13 protein-coding genes are annotated in these 14,113 nt (G+C 70.7%); 6 read left to right on the forward strand and 7 right to left on the reverse strand.

Annotation, left to right across the window (positions count from 1 at the left end; all coding sequences use genetic code 11):
• From ITP53_RS46910 to ITP53_RS46925, 4 genes are all read left to right on the forward strand, one after another.
• Nucleotides 1-458: hypothetical protein (locus ITP53_RS46910; protein ID WP_207757410.1), on the forward strand; the 458-nt coding region annotated here is incomplete at its 5' end.
• 55 nt (nucleotides 459-513) lie between these two features.
• Nucleotides 514-1,062: a hypothetical protein gene (locus ITP53_RS46915; RefSeq protein WP_195901958.1), complete on the forward strand. Its 549-nt coding sequence runs from the start codon at nucleotides 514-516 to the stop codon at nucleotides 1,060-1,062.
• 49 nt (nucleotides 1,063-1,111) lie between these two features.
• Complete coding sequence (locus ITP53_RS46920) at nucleotides 1,112-1,873, forward strand: isoprenyl transferase (RefSeq protein WP_195901959.1); 762 nt, start codon at nucleotides 1,112-1,114, stop codon at nucleotides 1,871-1,873.
• A gap of 207 nt (nucleotides 1,874-2,080) precedes the next feature.
• Nucleotides 2,081-3,400, forward strand: coding sequence for a PhoH family protein (locus ITP53_RS46925; protein WP_328818054.1), 1,320 nt, complete (start codon nucleotides 2,081-2,083; stop codon nucleotides 3,398-3,400).
• Nucleotides 3,401-3,409: 9 nt separating this feature from the next.
• On the opposite strand, the gene ITP53_RS46930 is transcribed toward ITP53_RS46925, so the two are convergent.
• Genes ITP53_RS46930 through ITP53_RS46940 form a run of 3 tightly spaced genes read right to left on the reverse strand, consistent with a single transcriptional unit; the run spans nucleotide 3,410 to nucleotide 5,993 of the window.
• Complete coding sequence (locus ITP53_RS46930; protein ID WP_195901960.1) at nucleotides 3,410-3,913, reverse strand: hypothetical protein; 504 nt, start codon at nucleotides 3,911-3,913, stop codon at nucleotides 3,410-3,412.
• On the reverse strand, nucleotides 3,910-5,322 hold the full coding sequence (locus tag ITP53_RS46935; protein ID WP_195901961.1) for an ATP-binding protein: 1,413 nt from the start codon (nucleotides 5,320-5,322) through the stop codon (nucleotides 3,910-3,912). Before ITP53_RS46935 ends, ITP53_RS46930 begins: the two co-directional genes overlap by 4 nt.
• Nucleotides 5,319-5,993, reverse strand: a complete 675-nt coding sequence (locus ITP53_RS46940; protein WP_195901962.1) for a response regulator — start codon at nucleotides 5,991-5,993, stop codon at nucleotides 5,319-5,321. The genes ITP53_RS46935 and ITP53_RS46940 overlap by 4 nt, the downstream gene beginning before the upstream one ends.
• A gap of 284 nt (nucleotides 5,994-6,277) precedes the next feature.
• Between ITP53_RS46940 and ITP53_RS46945 the strand changes: the two genes are divergently transcribed.
• Both ITP53_RS46945 and ITP53_RS46950 read left to right on the forward strand, forming a co-directional pair.
• On the forward strand, nucleotides 6,278-6,976 hold the full coding sequence (locus tag ITP53_RS46945; protein WP_236051977.1) for an aggregation-promoting factor C-terminal-like domain-containing protein: 699 nt from the start codon (nucleotides 6,278-6,280) through the stop codon (nucleotides 6,974-6,976).
• A 70-nt stretch (nucleotides 6,977-7,046) separates the two neighbouring features.
• Nucleotides 7,047-9,044: a glycosyltransferase family 2 protein gene (locus ITP53_RS46950; protein WP_195901963.1), complete on the forward strand. Its 1,998-nt coding sequence runs from the start codon at nucleotides 7,047-7,049 to the stop codon at nucleotides 9,042-9,044.
• On the opposite strand, the gene ITP53_RS46955 is transcribed toward ITP53_RS46950, so the two are convergent.
• From ITP53_RS46955 to ITP53_RS46970, 4 genes are all read right to left on the reverse strand, one after another.
• Complete coding sequence (locus ITP53_RS46955) at nucleotides 9,034-10,284, reverse strand: alpha/beta hydrolase family protein (protein ID WP_195901964.1); 1,251 nt, start codon at nucleotides 10,282-10,284, stop codon at nucleotides 9,034-9,036. The two genes, ITP53_RS46950 and ITP53_RS46955, sit on opposite strands and share 11 nt — an antisense overlap.
• Nucleotides 10,285-11,280, reverse strand: a complete 996-nt coding sequence (locus tag ITP53_RS46960; protein ID WP_195901965.1) for an alpha/beta fold hydrolase — start codon at nucleotides 11,278-11,280, stop codon at nucleotides 10,285-10,287.
• Nucleotides 11,277-12,551 (reverse strand): MFS transporter, encoded by a 1,275-nt coding sequence (locus tag ITP53_RS46965; RefSeq protein ID WP_195901966.1) that lies wholly within the window; start codon nucleotides 12,549-12,551, stop codon nucleotides 11,277-11,279. The genes ITP53_RS46960 and ITP53_RS46965 overlap by 4 nt, the downstream gene beginning before the upstream one ends.
• Nucleotides 12,552-12,582: 31 nt before the next feature.
• Nucleotides 12,583-14,113: helix-turn-helix domain-containing protein (locus ITP53_RS46970; protein WP_195901967.1), on the reverse strand; the 1,531-nt coding region annotated here is incomplete at its 5' end.

Raw genomic sequence — 14,113 nt, forward strand, 5'->3', positions numbered from 1 at the left:
GGGCGGTGGAGGAGGAGCGGCGGCAGCTGGCCGAGGCGCAGGGGCGGGTGGTGGCCGCGCTGGTGGCCGGGGCCGACCCGCCCGAGGGTTTCGACCAGGAACGGCTGCGCGTGCAGGCGGCGAGCCTGATCGCCAAGCGGCGTGCCGTCGTCGCCAGGATCCGCCCCGACGTGGCCGTCGCGGCCGGACCCGACCTGGCCTCGGAGTTCGCCGCCTACGCGCGGGCCCGCACCACGCCGCCGCCCGGCTACCGCGCCGACGCCGACGACTTCGCCGCCTGGCTGCGCGGGCGCGGCCGCCTGCCCGGCTCCCTGGACGGCCCCCGGTCCGGCCCCCTGGACGGCACCGCGCGCGGCCCCCTGGACGGCACTGCGCGCGGCACCCTGGGCGGCCTCCGGCGCCGCCCCCTGCTGGGACGCCCAGGCAGACGACGCTGGTGGGCCCGGCTTCTGCCCTGAATCTCACCTGCCGCCCGGTGGGTTTAGCCGACTTTCGGGCGGATACGGAGAGGGGATGAGTGGCCTACGCTGCGTCGACGGGTCGTACCTGACCGTCACGCCCATCGCGTGCAGGGACAGCGTGGGCACGCCGTACGAGATCACCCTTGAGCTGCACCGGGACGGCACCCCGTACGGCAGCGTGGGCGAGCGGTGCGGCTGGCTGCTCACGCGCTTGGCGCGCGGCGTCGACGAGGCCCGCAGGGGCAGGGGCGAGGCCAGGCAGTGGTCGGATCCCGACGACAGGTTCCCCGAGGAGGAGCCGGACAGCGAGCTGTTCTCCTTCCGCTACCGCACCAGGTCAGGACTGGTCGAGGGCGGGGAGCTGCGCTGCCAGCTCAGGACCATCCCGCAGTGGCAGCCGGGCGTGGGCGAGTGGCGCCTGACCAGAAGGGCCTATGTCGAGGCGTGGGGCGCCACGGGCGTGGGCATGCGGGCGGTGCTGACGTCGGCCGAGTTGTCGGTGTTCGTACGCGGGCTCGTGACCGAGGCCGAAGGGTGTCTGGAAGGTAGAGATCTGACGAGGAATCGGGGACAGGGAGCAGGCACGGGCGAATCGCGGTGATAATTGCCTGTTGGGTTATTTGCCGACAGCACCGCTGGGGAGGCACTCCGTGGGCCTGCGTGACCTGGTCTACCGGCTGTACGAGCACCGGCTGGAGACCAAGCTGTCCAAGGACAGCATTCCCCGGCATGTCGGGGTCATCATCGACGGCAACCGCCGCTGGGCGCGCGCCATGGGCATGCGCGACGTGGCCACCGGCCACCGCAAGGGCGCGGACAAGATCTCCGAGCTGCTCGGCTGGTGCCGGGAGACGGGCGTCGAGGTCGTCACCGTCTGGATGCTGTCCAACGACAATCTCAACCGGCCGAGCGAAGAGCTGGAGCCGCTGCTGCACATCATCGAGGACGTCACGCAGGAGCTCGTGGACGAGGGCTGGCGGATCAGCCCGGTGGGCGCGCTCGATCTGCTGCCGGACCGGACGGCGAATGTCCTGAAGAATGCAAAAGAAGTGTCATCACACCGTCCCGGCCTGATTGTGAACGTTGCAGTTGGGTATGGAGGTAGGCGTGAGATTGCCGATGCGGTGCGCTCACTCCTGCAGGAGCACGCGAGCAAGGGGGCCAGCATCGAGGACCTCGTCGAGGTGCTCGATGTGGAGCACATCGCGGAGCATCTCTACACTCGCGGCCAGCCCGACCCGGATCTGCTCATCCGGACCTCGGGCGAGCAACGCCTGTCCGGCTTCATGCTGTGGCAGAGCGCTCACTCGGAGTTCTACTTCCACGAGGCTTACTGGCCGGATTTCCGGCGGGTGGACTTCCTTCGAGCGCTGCGCGACTACGCTGCGAGACATCGACGTTACGGTTCCTGACACGACATATGGGTATTTAGGACGTAACGTGAGAAGTGTCCGACCACAGGCCGGACATTTCGGAAAGGGCCCGCCTTTGCGCCAACACTTGCCAAGGAGGGCCGGATCCCGGCGCCGACGGCAGTTCGAGGTCGGGGACGCGGGTCCGGACCGAATCCCGCCTCGTCAGCAGGGTGCCCGCACCTATGGGCGCCCGGGGGAGAACGTGTGGCAGTGTCCTCGAGCAACCCTTCGACCAAGCCGGCCAAGCGCACGTACGTGCTGGACACCTCGGTCCTGCTCGCCGACCCGGCGGCCATGACCCGCTTCGCCGAGCACGACGTGGTCCTTCCGATCGTGGTCATCACGGAACTGGAAGGAAAGCGGCACCATCCCGAGCTGGGCTTCTTCGCGCGGAAGGCTCTGCGCTACCTCGACGACCTGCGTATTCAGTACGGCAGGCTCGACGAGCAGATGCCCACAGGGGATGGCACGATCAGGGTTGAGCTCAATCACAGCGATCCGTCCATCCTGCCCGTGGGGTTCCGTCTGGGAGACAACGACACCCGCATCCTGACCGTGGCCCGCTCGCTGGCCGCCGAGGGTTGCGACGTCGTCCTCGTCTCCAAGGATCTGCCGCTGCGGGTCAAGGCGGCCTCGATCGGCCTGGCCGCGGAGGAATACCGCGCTGAGCTGGTGCACGAGTCCGGCTGGACGGGGATGGCCGAGGTCCAGGTGACCGCCGAAGGCGTCGAGACGCTCTTCGAGCAGGGCACCGCCGATTTCGAGGAGGCAAGAGACCTGCCTGCCCACACCGGGCTGCGGCTGCTGTCGGCCAAGGGTTCGGCGCTGGGCAGGGTACAACCGGACAAGTCCGTCAAGCTCGTCCGCGGCGACCGCGAGGTGTTCGGCCTGCACGGCCGTTCCGCCGAGCAGCGCATCGCGCTCGACCTGCTGATGGATCCGGAGATCGGGATCGTCTCGCTGGGCGGCCGGGCCGGCACCGGCAAGTCGGCGCTGGCGCTCTGCGCGGGCCTGGAGGCGGTCCTGGAGCGCCGCCAGCACCGCAAGGTCGTCGTCTTCCGTCCCCTCTACGCCGTGGGCGGTCAGGAGCTCGGCTACCTGCCGGGCACCGAGGGCGAGAAGATGGGCCCATGGGCGCAGGCGGTCTACGACACGCTCGGTGCGATCACCTCTCCAGAAGTGATCGAGGAGGTGCTGGACCGCGGCATGCTGGAGGTGCTGCCGCTGACGCACATCCGGGGTCGTTCGCTGCACGACGCGTTCGTGATCGTGGACGAGGCCCAGTCGCTCGAACGCGGGGTGCTGCTGACGGTGCTGAGCCGGATCGGCGCCAACTCGCGGGTCGTGCTCACCCACGACGTCGCCCAGCGCGACAACCTGCGGGTCGGGCGGCATGACGGCGTGGTGGCGGTGGTGGAGAAGCTGAAGGGCCACCCGCTCTTCGCTCACGTGACGCTGACCAGGTCGGAGCGCTCGCCGATCGCGGCTCTGGTGACCGAGATGCTGGAAGACGTCACCATGTGACCACCGCGCTCATCGCAGTTCGCCACAGGTGAACCGTCCCTCCGGCTCGGAGGGGCGGTTCACGTTCTCCCGGACGATCTTGACCTGCTCGTACGCCGCGTCCTGCTGCGCCGTACACACGATCTGCGCCTTGCCCAGCTTGGTCAGTGTGCCCTCGCCCCTGATGTACACCGTCAGCGTCGAGGTGCGCGGCAGCTGGATCTCGTCCCGCTGCACCGGGTCGAGCGAGTCCTCGATCCGCAGGTACGTGAAGCCGCGCAGCGCCGTGTCCCGATCGTCGAGCGGCTGCGTGGAGGCCTCGAACAAGGCCCAGAGCAGGGCGCTGACGGTGTTGCTCTGGACGTCGGCCGGCTCCAGGGCGAGCTTGCCGTTCCTGATCAGGTAGATCGTCTTGGACGGCGGCGGGATCTTGGCGGTGGGGACGCGGCTGCGCTCCTGGACGTCGGTGGGCGAGATGCCGCAGGCCGTCACGGCCAGCGACAGCGCGGCCAGCGCAGCGTGGATCTTCTTCATGCGTGCGGCAACCAGACGGTGAACAGGGTGCCGGGCTCCTGGGTGCGTACCGAGATGGTGCCGCCGTGCAGGTGGACGTTGGCGCGGGCGATCGCCAGGCCCAGCCCGCTGCCGTGGCTGCGGGCGCGGCCCGCGCCCGCCTTGAAGAAGCGGTCGAAGACGTGCGGCAGCGCCTCGCGCGGGATGCCCTTGCCGTGGTCTCGCACCTTCACCTCCAGACCGTTCTCCGTGGCCCTGGCGCTGACCAGCACCGGGGGCTGCCCGTGCTTGAGCGCGTTGCCGACCAGGTTGGCCACGATGACGTCGAACCTCCTCGGGTCGAGGTTGACCGTCAAGCCCTGCGACGCCTTCACCTTGACCTCTTCGCTCCAGCCGCGTACCTCCAGGCAGTCCGCGATGGCGTCGGCGACGTTCACCGGCTCCAGGTTGAGCGTGGCCGTGCCCGCGTCGAAGCGGCTGATCTCGATGAGGTGCTCGACCAGCTCGCGGAGCCGCTCGATCTCCCTGAGCACCAGCCGTACGGCCTCCGCCGGCGCCTCGGGCAGCCGTCCGGCCTCCTCTGAGAGTACGTCGGCCACGGCCGTCATCGCGGTCAGCGGCGTACGCAGCTCGTGCGAGACGTCCGCCACGAACCTGCGCGACATGGCCTCCAGCGAGCGCAGCTCGGCCACGCTCAGCTCCAGCGCCGCCGCCGCGTCGTTGAACCTGGCGGTCAGCTCTGCCAGCTCGTCCTGCCCGTGGACGGGCAGCCGGGTGTCGAGCCTGCCCTGGCCGAGCGCCTGCGCGGCCGCGCTCAGCCGCCGGACGGGCAGCAGCACCTGCCTGGCCGAGAACAGCGCCACGACCAGGGCGATCAGGACGATGACCGCGCCGCCCTGGACGAGTGTGCTCCTGAGCGTCGCGAGCTGCCTCTCGTCGTCGCGCATGGGGAAGAACACGAACGCCCGCAGCCCCGTGGCCTCGGCCACGCCGCCGGCGTCCCGGTGGACCTCGGTGCCGACGATGAGCCAGAGCTCGTTGCGGATCACCTTGCGCTGGGTGACGACGCGCTGCTTGGCCCGGCCGTACAGCTCGTTGGGGACGTCGCTCATCGACATGGGGCCGTTGGCGGACGTGAGGCCGCCGTACTCGACCAGCACGCTCCTGCCCGGCCCGCTGAGTGTGGCGGCGAGGCGGTCGAGGTCCCTGCCGGTCGGGGCGGCCTCGCCCGGCCTGAGCCGGCCGACCGGGAAGGTGATGCTGCTCAGCTCCCTGGTCACCAGGTCGAGTGAGGTGTTCTCGGCCCGGCTCACGAGGGCGGTTTTGGCAAGCTCGTACCCGATGGTGGCGACCAGCGTCGAGGCGGTGACGGCGACGAGCGTGAACGTGATGACGAGCCGGGCGCGCAGTCCCGTGGGCAGCGGTATCACGGAGGGCTGAACCGGTAGCCGAACCCGCGCACCGTGTGGATGAACACCGGCTCGGCGGGCCTCGGCTCGATCTTGGCCCTGATGCGCTGCACGCAGGCGTCCACCAGCCGCGAGTCGGCGATGTGGGTGTGGTCCCAGACGGCACGCAGCAGGTAGCGGCGGTTGAGCACCTGGCCGGGGTGGCGTACGAGCTCCAGCAGCAGTCGCAGCTCGGTCGGCGTCAGATGGATCTCCTTGCCGGCCAGCGTGACCTTGAGCGCGCCCAGGTCGATCACGAGGTCGCCGAAGGTGATGCGGTCGGAGGCGGCGGACTCGGCCCGGCGCAGGATGGCGCGGATGCGCGCGTCCAGGACCCGTGGCTCGACCGGTTTGACCACGTAGTCGTCGGCGCCCGCCTCCAGGCCGACCACCACGTCCAGGTCGTCGCCCCTGGCCGTGAGGAGGATGACGGGGAGCTGGTCGAGCTTGCGTACGCGGCGGCACACCTCGATCCCGTCGATTCCTGGGAGCATGACGTCGAGGATGGCGATCTCCGGACGGCGGGCCCTGATGTGGTCGAGAGCCTCCTCGCCCGTCGCGTACGACGTGACCGAGTGCCCCTGCCGGGTCAACGCGAGCTCGAGAGCCGTACGGACCGAGGGGTCGTCTTCAACAAGGAGGATGCCAGCCACGCGCACATTATTATTCCATGTCCCGATTATCCGAGTTGCGTCACCAAACTGTGACATGTCGTTTAAGTGATGACGAACAACGGGCGGCACGCTGGAAAGCGGCTTCCCTTCGGTTGGCGGGCGCTCGAAGGGGGGCCTAGTCATGTGATGAATGTCACACCTTTTCGGAAACACCATGCTTACGTGCTGGTTAGCCAACGGAACGCCAAGCGATTACCGCGTTTCGGTTGCGGACCACCCCCCAAGACAGGGCAAGCTCATGGTTCGTGAGCCCCGGTCCGCAGTTGAGTGAGCGCCCCCCGAAGGAAGACCTCCCGTCGCGGCGCCGGCCGTCGCGCCTGACTCCGAAGCGCATCGCCATCACCGTCCTGTCGCTGGCCGTCGTCCTCGGCGGTGGCGGTTTCGTCGCCTACCGCGCCGTCCAGAACGCCAACGAGCCGGTGACCCCGAAGTTCACCCTCGACGACTTCGGCAAGATCGCCGGCGGCGACCTGTCCGCGCCCGACCCCGAGACCGACGCGCTGAAGAACGCCGCCGAGCAGGCGCGCCGCGCGGACCTGCTCAAGGAGGGCCGTTCCGGCGCGGGCAAGGGCCAGGACCTCGACTGGGTCATCCCCGAGCAGGCCCCGGCCGGCGACGGGTTCCCCCCGATGAACTTCCCGCCGGGCAGCGACCCCTCACCGGGCAGCAACAAGGCCACGGCCAAGACGATGCTGGCCTCGCAGGGGTGGGGCGAGGACCAGTGGGGCTGCCTGGAGCAGCTCTGGCAGAAGGAGAGCGGCTGGAACGAGCGGGCCATGAACCGCTACTCCGGCGCGTACGGCATCCCGCAGTCCCTGCCCGGCAGCAAGATGGCCAGCGCGGGCGGTGACTGGCAGACCAACGCCGCCACCCAGATCAAGTGGGGCCTCGGCTACATCAAGGGCCGCTACGGCACGCCGTGCGGCGCGTGGGGCCACTCACAGTCGGTTGGTTGGTACTAACAGGTCAACTTTCTCTCTCCAATCGGCAAGCCGCCACGCCCGATCGTGTATACGAGCGCACCCTGGCCACATGGCTGTGAAGGTCAGTGTGATCGTCAATGTCCACAATCCGGGTGACACCGCCGACCCGTGCATCCGCTCCACGCTGGAGCAGACCATGCCGACGGACGACTACGAAGTGATCTTCGTGGACGACGGCTCCACGGACGGCATCGCGGAGCGCCTGGACACCATCGCCGCGGCCCGCGGCAACGTGCGTACGCTGCACCTGCCGCACACGGGCTCGCCGATGCGCGGCCGCAACATGGGCCTGGCCGCCGCCGCCGGCGAGTACGTCTACTTCCTCGGCCAGGGCGACCGCCTCGAGAAGGACGCCGTCGCGCGCATGTACGACCGCGCCATGGAGACCGACGCCGACGTGCTGATCGGCCGCCTGACGCGCGACCACGGCCCGCCGATGACCGCCTTCGAACGCAGCACGCCCCGTGCCGACATCCTCGGCGACCGCCTGCTCAGCCTGCTGGTCCCGCAGCAGCTCTACCGCCGTGCCTTCCTGGAGGCGCACGAACTGGGCTTCCCCGTGCCCGGCGGGCGGGTGGCCGAGCAGGCGTTCGTCATGCGCGCGTACCTGCATGCCAAGGTCATCGCCGTGCTGGCCGAGGACGTCTGCTGCCACCTCGGCGAGCGCCCGAGGACCGTGGAGGAGCCCCGCGCGATCGTGCACGAGTTGCACGCGCTGCTCGACGACATCGACACCTACGTCGGCGCGGGCCGCCAGCGCGACCGCATGTACGCCTACTGGTACCGCTACGTCGTCCTGCGCCCGCTGGTGACCAGCAAGTTCGCCGAGTCGTCCGTCGACAGGGGCATCCACTTCCGGGTCGTGCAGGAACTCATCGCCCGGCGCTTCCCCGAGCGGATCGACCGCTACCTGCCCGTACAGCTCCGGGCGGTGGCCGCCTTCGTCCGGCTCGGGCGGCTGGACCAGATCGTGCTGCTGGCCAACTCCTCCAGGCGGGCCAGGTTGCGCGCCGACCTCACCGAGGTGCGGTGGGACGCCCACGTCCTGGTGCTGGGGCTGACCGTGGAGGTCCTGGACGGCGACGGCGGGCCGGACCGCTACCGCGTGGACGGCGAGAGCCTGCACTGGATGCCGCCGCGGTCCGTGGACGGCAGGCTGCTGTCCGACGCGGTCACCGACGTCACAGGCGCCGTCGAGCGGGCCCGCGTCGAGCTCTACATCCGGCACGCGGAAACGGGCGTCGTCCACTTCCTGCCGCTGGACCAGCGCGTGGAGCGGATCGAGGACGGCCGCCGCCGTACCAGGATCCAGATCAGGGGCGAGACCAGGCTCGACGTCACCACCGCCGCGCTCGGCGAGCCGCTCAGGCAGGGCCAGTGGGAGGTGCACGTACGCATGTTCGGCGGCGCCCACCAGGCCAGGAGCCGGGTCGGCCGCCCCGAGGGCCCGCTCAACTGCCTGGGCGTGCTGGCCCAGCGGCCCAGGATGCGGCTGGTGGTGCCGTGCTGGAGCGACCACGGGGAGATGGGCCTGGCCGTCGAGCCGCGCTCGTTCTCCGAGTCGATCGCGCTGGTGTCGCCTGGCGTGGACGTCAAACACGTCGACAGGCACCTGTACGTCGTGTTGCCGGTGCCGTATGTGCCGCCGAGCGGGGGACCGCCGCTGGAGCTGGTGCTGCGCAGCACCGGGCGGTGCGAGCGTGAGGTGTCGGCGCCCGCGCTGGTCGAGGCCGGGGTGCCGGGCAGGATCGCCGGGCAGCTCGTGGCCAAGCTGCCGGTCAGCCGACTGCTGCCGGTCGCCGACCACCTGGGCCCAGGCGGCTGGTCGTCGTCGCTGCGCACCGAGGAGGAGGAGGTCGGCCTGCGGTTCGGGCTGGAGCTGCGCAGGGGCAGGGTCGAGGTGCGCCCCGCCGCCGCGACCGCCCCACGGCGGCGTCTGCCGGTGGTCCGCGACACCGTGCTGTACCGGCTCGGCCGGCGGCTGCCCGGCGCGCGGCGCATGATGCGCCTGGCGCGCGCGGGCCGGCGCCGGTATCTCAGGGACTGACCCAGTCCTCCAGCTCCTCGAAGGCGCTCCTGAAGGCCGGGAGCATCGGCGTCAGCCGCGAGGGAGTGCCGTCGCCTGGAGGAGCGGCGGGAGCGAAGCGACCAGAGCGGGGGAAGGCGGCGGCATCTGGCGACCGAGCCGCCGAACGGAGTGAGGCCATGAGCACGGGGTAGACGTCCACCAGGCTGTCCAGGTGATTGCCGCCTTCCACTCGGTGGTAGCGGAACGGCCGGTGCGGGCCCACCATCCGCGCGTAGACGTCGGAGTCGCGGGTGATCGGCAGCAGCGTGTCGAGCGTCCCGTGAATCGTGATCAGCGGCTTGCTGATCCGCCCGGTCAACGCGATCTTCGCCATGGCCGCGTACGGCCTGCGCTCGTCGTAGTCGTAGTCGGCGGGCGCGCCCTGGTAGGACGGGTCCAGCTCCTTCTGGTAGAGCTCCTGGGTGAGCTCCCAGTAGTACTGCCGATGGAACGGCCACAGGAACTCCGAGCCCGCCGCGAACCCGGCCGCCCGCACCCCCGCCTCGTCCGGATACGCCTTCAGCGCCGGCGGCAGGAAGTTGAGCAGGTTGTCGCCCTTGAGACGCCAGAGCGTGCCCTCCCAGTCGACGCCGCCGTCGTAGAGCCAGGCGCGGTTCTCCAGTTGCCATCTGACCAGGTAGCCGCCGTTGGAGATGCCCGCCACGAAGGTGCGTTGCGGGCGTTTGCCGTACCGCTGGGCGACGACCGCCTTGGCGGCCACGGTGAGCTGGGTGACGCGGTCGTTCCACTCGGCGATGGCGTCGCCCGGACGGCGGCCGTCCTGGTGGAAGTCCGCGCCGACGTTGCCCTTGTCGGTGGCGGCGAACGCGTAGCCCTTGGCCAGGACCCAGTCGGAGATCGTGAAGTCGTTGGCGTACTGCTCCCTGTTGCCGGGGGTGCCGCCGACGACCAGGCCGCCGTTCCAGCGTTCTGGGAGCCTGATCACGAACTGGGCGTCGTGGTTCCAGCCGTGCGTGGGGTTCGTGGTGGAGGTGTCGGGGAAGTAGCCGTCGATCTGGATGCCGGGCACGCCGGTCGGGCTGACCGCGGCGGCCGAGTGCAGCCCGGCCCAGTCCGTGGGGTCGGTGTGGCCGGTCTTGACGGTGCCGGCGGTCGTCAGGTCGTCCAGTGTGGCGACGACCGTGTGCTCCGCGCCCGGCACCGTGAGCCGCGGCACGGGCGTGAGCAGGGTCGCCACCAGCGTGAGTGCGACGAACATCTACGCCTCCCCGAGGTGGGCGGTCAGCAGGCCGTGGAAGTCGGCGGGGCGTTCGATGTGCGGGCTGTGACCGCAGTCCTCCAGTACGACCTCGCGGTAGCGCCCGTAGCGCTCCAGCACCGCCCGCGTCTGGGTCACCATGGGCTGGGCCGGGGTCCCAGGCGAGCCTGGCACGACGCCGAGCGCGCCCAGGTGGGCCAGGTCGAACAGGGACGTGTCGGAGACGATCACGTCGTCCGCGCCCCTGATCCACAGGATGGGCGGCTTGGGGTCGATCTCGTGCAGGTCGTCCAGGCGGAAGTGGGTGGGCGCCAGGGCGTTGAGCACGCCGATCTTGCCCGGGGCCACGCCTGGCCACTCGGGGGAGGTGACGGCGTCGCCGGGGTAGTTGGACTCGGCGACGTGGGTGGTGAGCATCGAGCGTACGTAGAAGTCCTCGTCGGGGACGTCGGGGTGCTTCATGTAGGAGGACCGGAAGACGTTCCGGGGCGACGTGGGTGATTCGTCGGACATGTCGCCTGCCTTCAGCCGGGCCACGAAGTCCGGGTTGGTCGCTCCCGCGCCCGCTCCCGTGCCGTCGGGGTGGGTGAGCCGGCCGTCGGGGCCTTCCGTGCCGCCGAAACCGTACGGGGAGACCGGGTTGACCAGGGTGACGCTCCTGACGGCGGCGGGGTGGTCGCGCAGGAACCGCAGGACGACGCCGCCGCCCAGGCTCCAGCCGACCAGGTGGACCCTGTCCAGGCCGAGCGCCTGGACCAGTTCGGCGAGGTCGTCGGAGTAGTCCCGCAGCCCTCTCGTGGCGTCGACGGGCTCGGGGTCGCTCTCGCCGAAGCCGCGCAGGTCGACGGCGAGCGGGCGGTAGCCCTCGGGCAGCGCGGCCACGCTGTCGCGCCAGAACGCGCTGGAGGAGACGTTCCCGTGGACGAAGAGCACGGGCTCGCCGTCGGTCCTGCCGGTCAGGACGTGCTGGGTGAGCCGGGCGGTGGTGACCTTCACTGGGCGTGGATCCTTTCTGCGAGGTCGCGGCCCTGGGTCTCACGCGCGGCGTAGACCGCGGCCAGGGTGAGCACCGCCGCCAGGCCAAGGTAGACGGAGATGGGCACGCTGCTCGAGTACGCCTGCAGCAGGGCGACCGCGATGAGCGGGGCGAGCGCGCCGGCCACGATCGCCGAGAGCTGCGCGCCGATGGAGACGCCGGTGTAGCGCATCCTCGTGCCGAAGAGCTCGGAGAAGAACGCCGCCTGGGGGCCGTACATCATGCCGTGGAAGAGCAACCCGACGGTGACGGCCAGGGTGATCGCGAAGAAGTTGCCCGTGTCGACGAGCGGGAAGAACGCGAAGATCCACACTCCGATGCCGGCGGCGCCGGCGAGGTAGAGCGGGCGGCGGCCGAGCCGGTCCGACAGCGCGCCCCACATCGGGATCGTGACGAAGTGGATGGCCGAGGAGATCAGCACCGCGTTCAGCACGGTGGAGTTCGCGACGCCGATCTCCTTGGCGTAGGTGATCACGAAGACGGTGAGGAGGTAGAAGGAGATGTTCTCCGCCAGGCGGGCGCCGATCGCGGTGATCACGTCCTTCCAGTGGTGGCGCAGCACGCCCACGATCGGCGCCCGCTCCTCCGGCTCGGACCGCTGGAACACCGGCGACTCGCTGATCGACAACCGGATCCAGAGCCCGATCAGCACCAGCACGCCCGACAGCAGGAACGGCACCCGCCACCCCCACGACAGGAACGCCTCGTCCGACTGCCAGGCCGCCAGGACCGCCAGCACGCCGGTGGCCAGCAGGTTGCCGCCGGGAGCGCCGGCCTGCGGCCAGGACGCCCAGAAGCCGCGCCGCGCCGTGTCGCCGTGCTCAGAGACGATCAGCACCGCGCCGCCCCACTCGCCGCCGAGCGCGAAGCCCTGCACGAGCCTGAGCGTCGTCAGCAGCAGCGCCGCGGCCGGGCCCAGCGTCTCGTACGTCGGCAGGCAGCCGATCAGGAACGTGGCCGCGCCCATCAGGAGCAGGCTGACGACCAGCAGCGTCTTGCGGCCGATCCGGTCGCCGAAGTGGCCGAAGATCAGGCCGCCGAGGGGGCGGGCGACGAATCCGACGGCGTAGGTGAGGAACGCCAGCAGCGTTCCGGTCAGCGGGTCGGACTCGGGGAAGAAGAGCTTGTTGAAGACGAGGGCGGCTGCCGAGCCGTACAGGAAGAAGTCGTACCACTCGATGGTGGTGCCGATCAGGCTCGCGGCGACGATCTTCTTGATGGAAGTGGCCATGCCGGTCACGGTAAAGAGTGACCGGCATCACTCATATGGAGTCCGGACCCACAGTCTGCGCAGTGGGTGTGTGGCCGAGCCGGTGCAGGCGGAGGGCGAGCTGGATCTCCAGGGCGCGTTCCGGCTCCAGCCAGCCGTCGCCGAGCAGTCTGCCGATCCGGTCGAGCCGCTGCGTGACGGTGTTGACGTGGATGTGCATGGCCTCGGCCGTACGGGAGGGGGAGCCGCCCGAGCCGAAGTAGGCGGTGAGCGTGCCCGCGAGCGCGGTGCCCCTGCGCGCGTCGTAGTCGATCACGGCGCCGAGCACCCGGTCGACGAAGCCGCGCACGTCGCGGCCGTCGCCCACGAGCAGGCCCACGAACCCCAGCTCGGCCGCGCTCGCACCGTCCCCGGTCCGCCCGAGCGCGATCAGCGCCTCGGCGCACCGCCGCGCCTCCTGGTAGGCCCCGGCGACGTCCCCCACGCCCTGCCCGGCCCCGTGAGGTCCTCCCCCGTGAGGTCCTGCTCCGGGAGGTCCGGCCTCGGGAGGTCGCGCTTGTGACGCGCCCGCTGTGGCCGGGTCGTGCAGGGAGGCGGTCAGCTCGGCGGCGACGCGTTGCGCGATGCCGCCAGGGTCCTCGCCGGGCAGCAGCAGCACCACCTCGTCACCGCGCCCGGCGGCCAGCCCGTGCCGCATGGCGGCCTGCGAGGACGCCCAGAACGCCGCCCGCTCGCGCTGCCCCGCGTGCCTGACCACCACCACGACGTGCGGCGCGCCCAGATCGACGCCGAGCCGGCGGGCCCGGTCGGCGAGCCCGGGGGAGCCGGGCCGCGCGATCAGGTCGTCGAGCAGCTCACCCCTGACGCGTCCCTCGGCCTCCGCCACGCTCCTGCGGAACAGCAGCAGCAACGCGCACACGAGCGCCGCGCGTTCGAGTATGCGCTCGTCTGCGTCGTCGCTGCGCAGGATGAGCGTGCACAGCGGCTCCCCGCCGACGTCCACGGACGCGATCAGCAGATCCCCCCTGCGCACGGTACGGCCCAGCGCCCTGGACGCCTGCGCCGCCTCGAACACCCCGGCGTCCAGCTCACCGACGTCACCCGTGAGCGCCCGCCCCAGGTCGTCGAGCACGGCCAGCGAGCCGCCGAGCACGTCGGTCACCACGGCCGCCACGTCCTCGATCCCGCCGCCGCGCAGCACCAGCGAGGTCATCCGGTCGTGGGCCAGCGCCGCCCGCTCCACGGCCGCGCCGTGCTCCCTGAGCGTCCTGTGGGCCTGGGAGAGCTCCTCCAGCGCGTTCCTGGTCTCCTGCAGCAGCCTGGCGTTGTCGATCGCGACGGCGGCGTGCGCGGCCAGGCTCGCCAGCAGCGACACCTCCTCCTGATGGAACGGCCGCGCGCTGCGGTTGGCCGCCATCAGCACCCCGATCACCCGCTTGCCCAGCCGCAGCGGCACACCGAGGATCGCGACCAGGCCCTCCTCCTTGACGGCCGTGTCGATGTGGTTCTTGTGCCGGAATCGGGCGTCGGCGAAATAGTCGGCCGTCGAGTACGGCGTCGCCGTCTGCGCCACCAGCCCGCCC

Origin of the sequence: Nonomuraea cypriaca, assembly GCF_015645445.1 — a bacterium.
Classification (GTDB): domain Bacteria; phylum Actinomycetota; class Actinomycetes; order Streptosporangiales; family Streptosporangiaceae; genus Nonomuraea; species Nonomuraea cypriaca.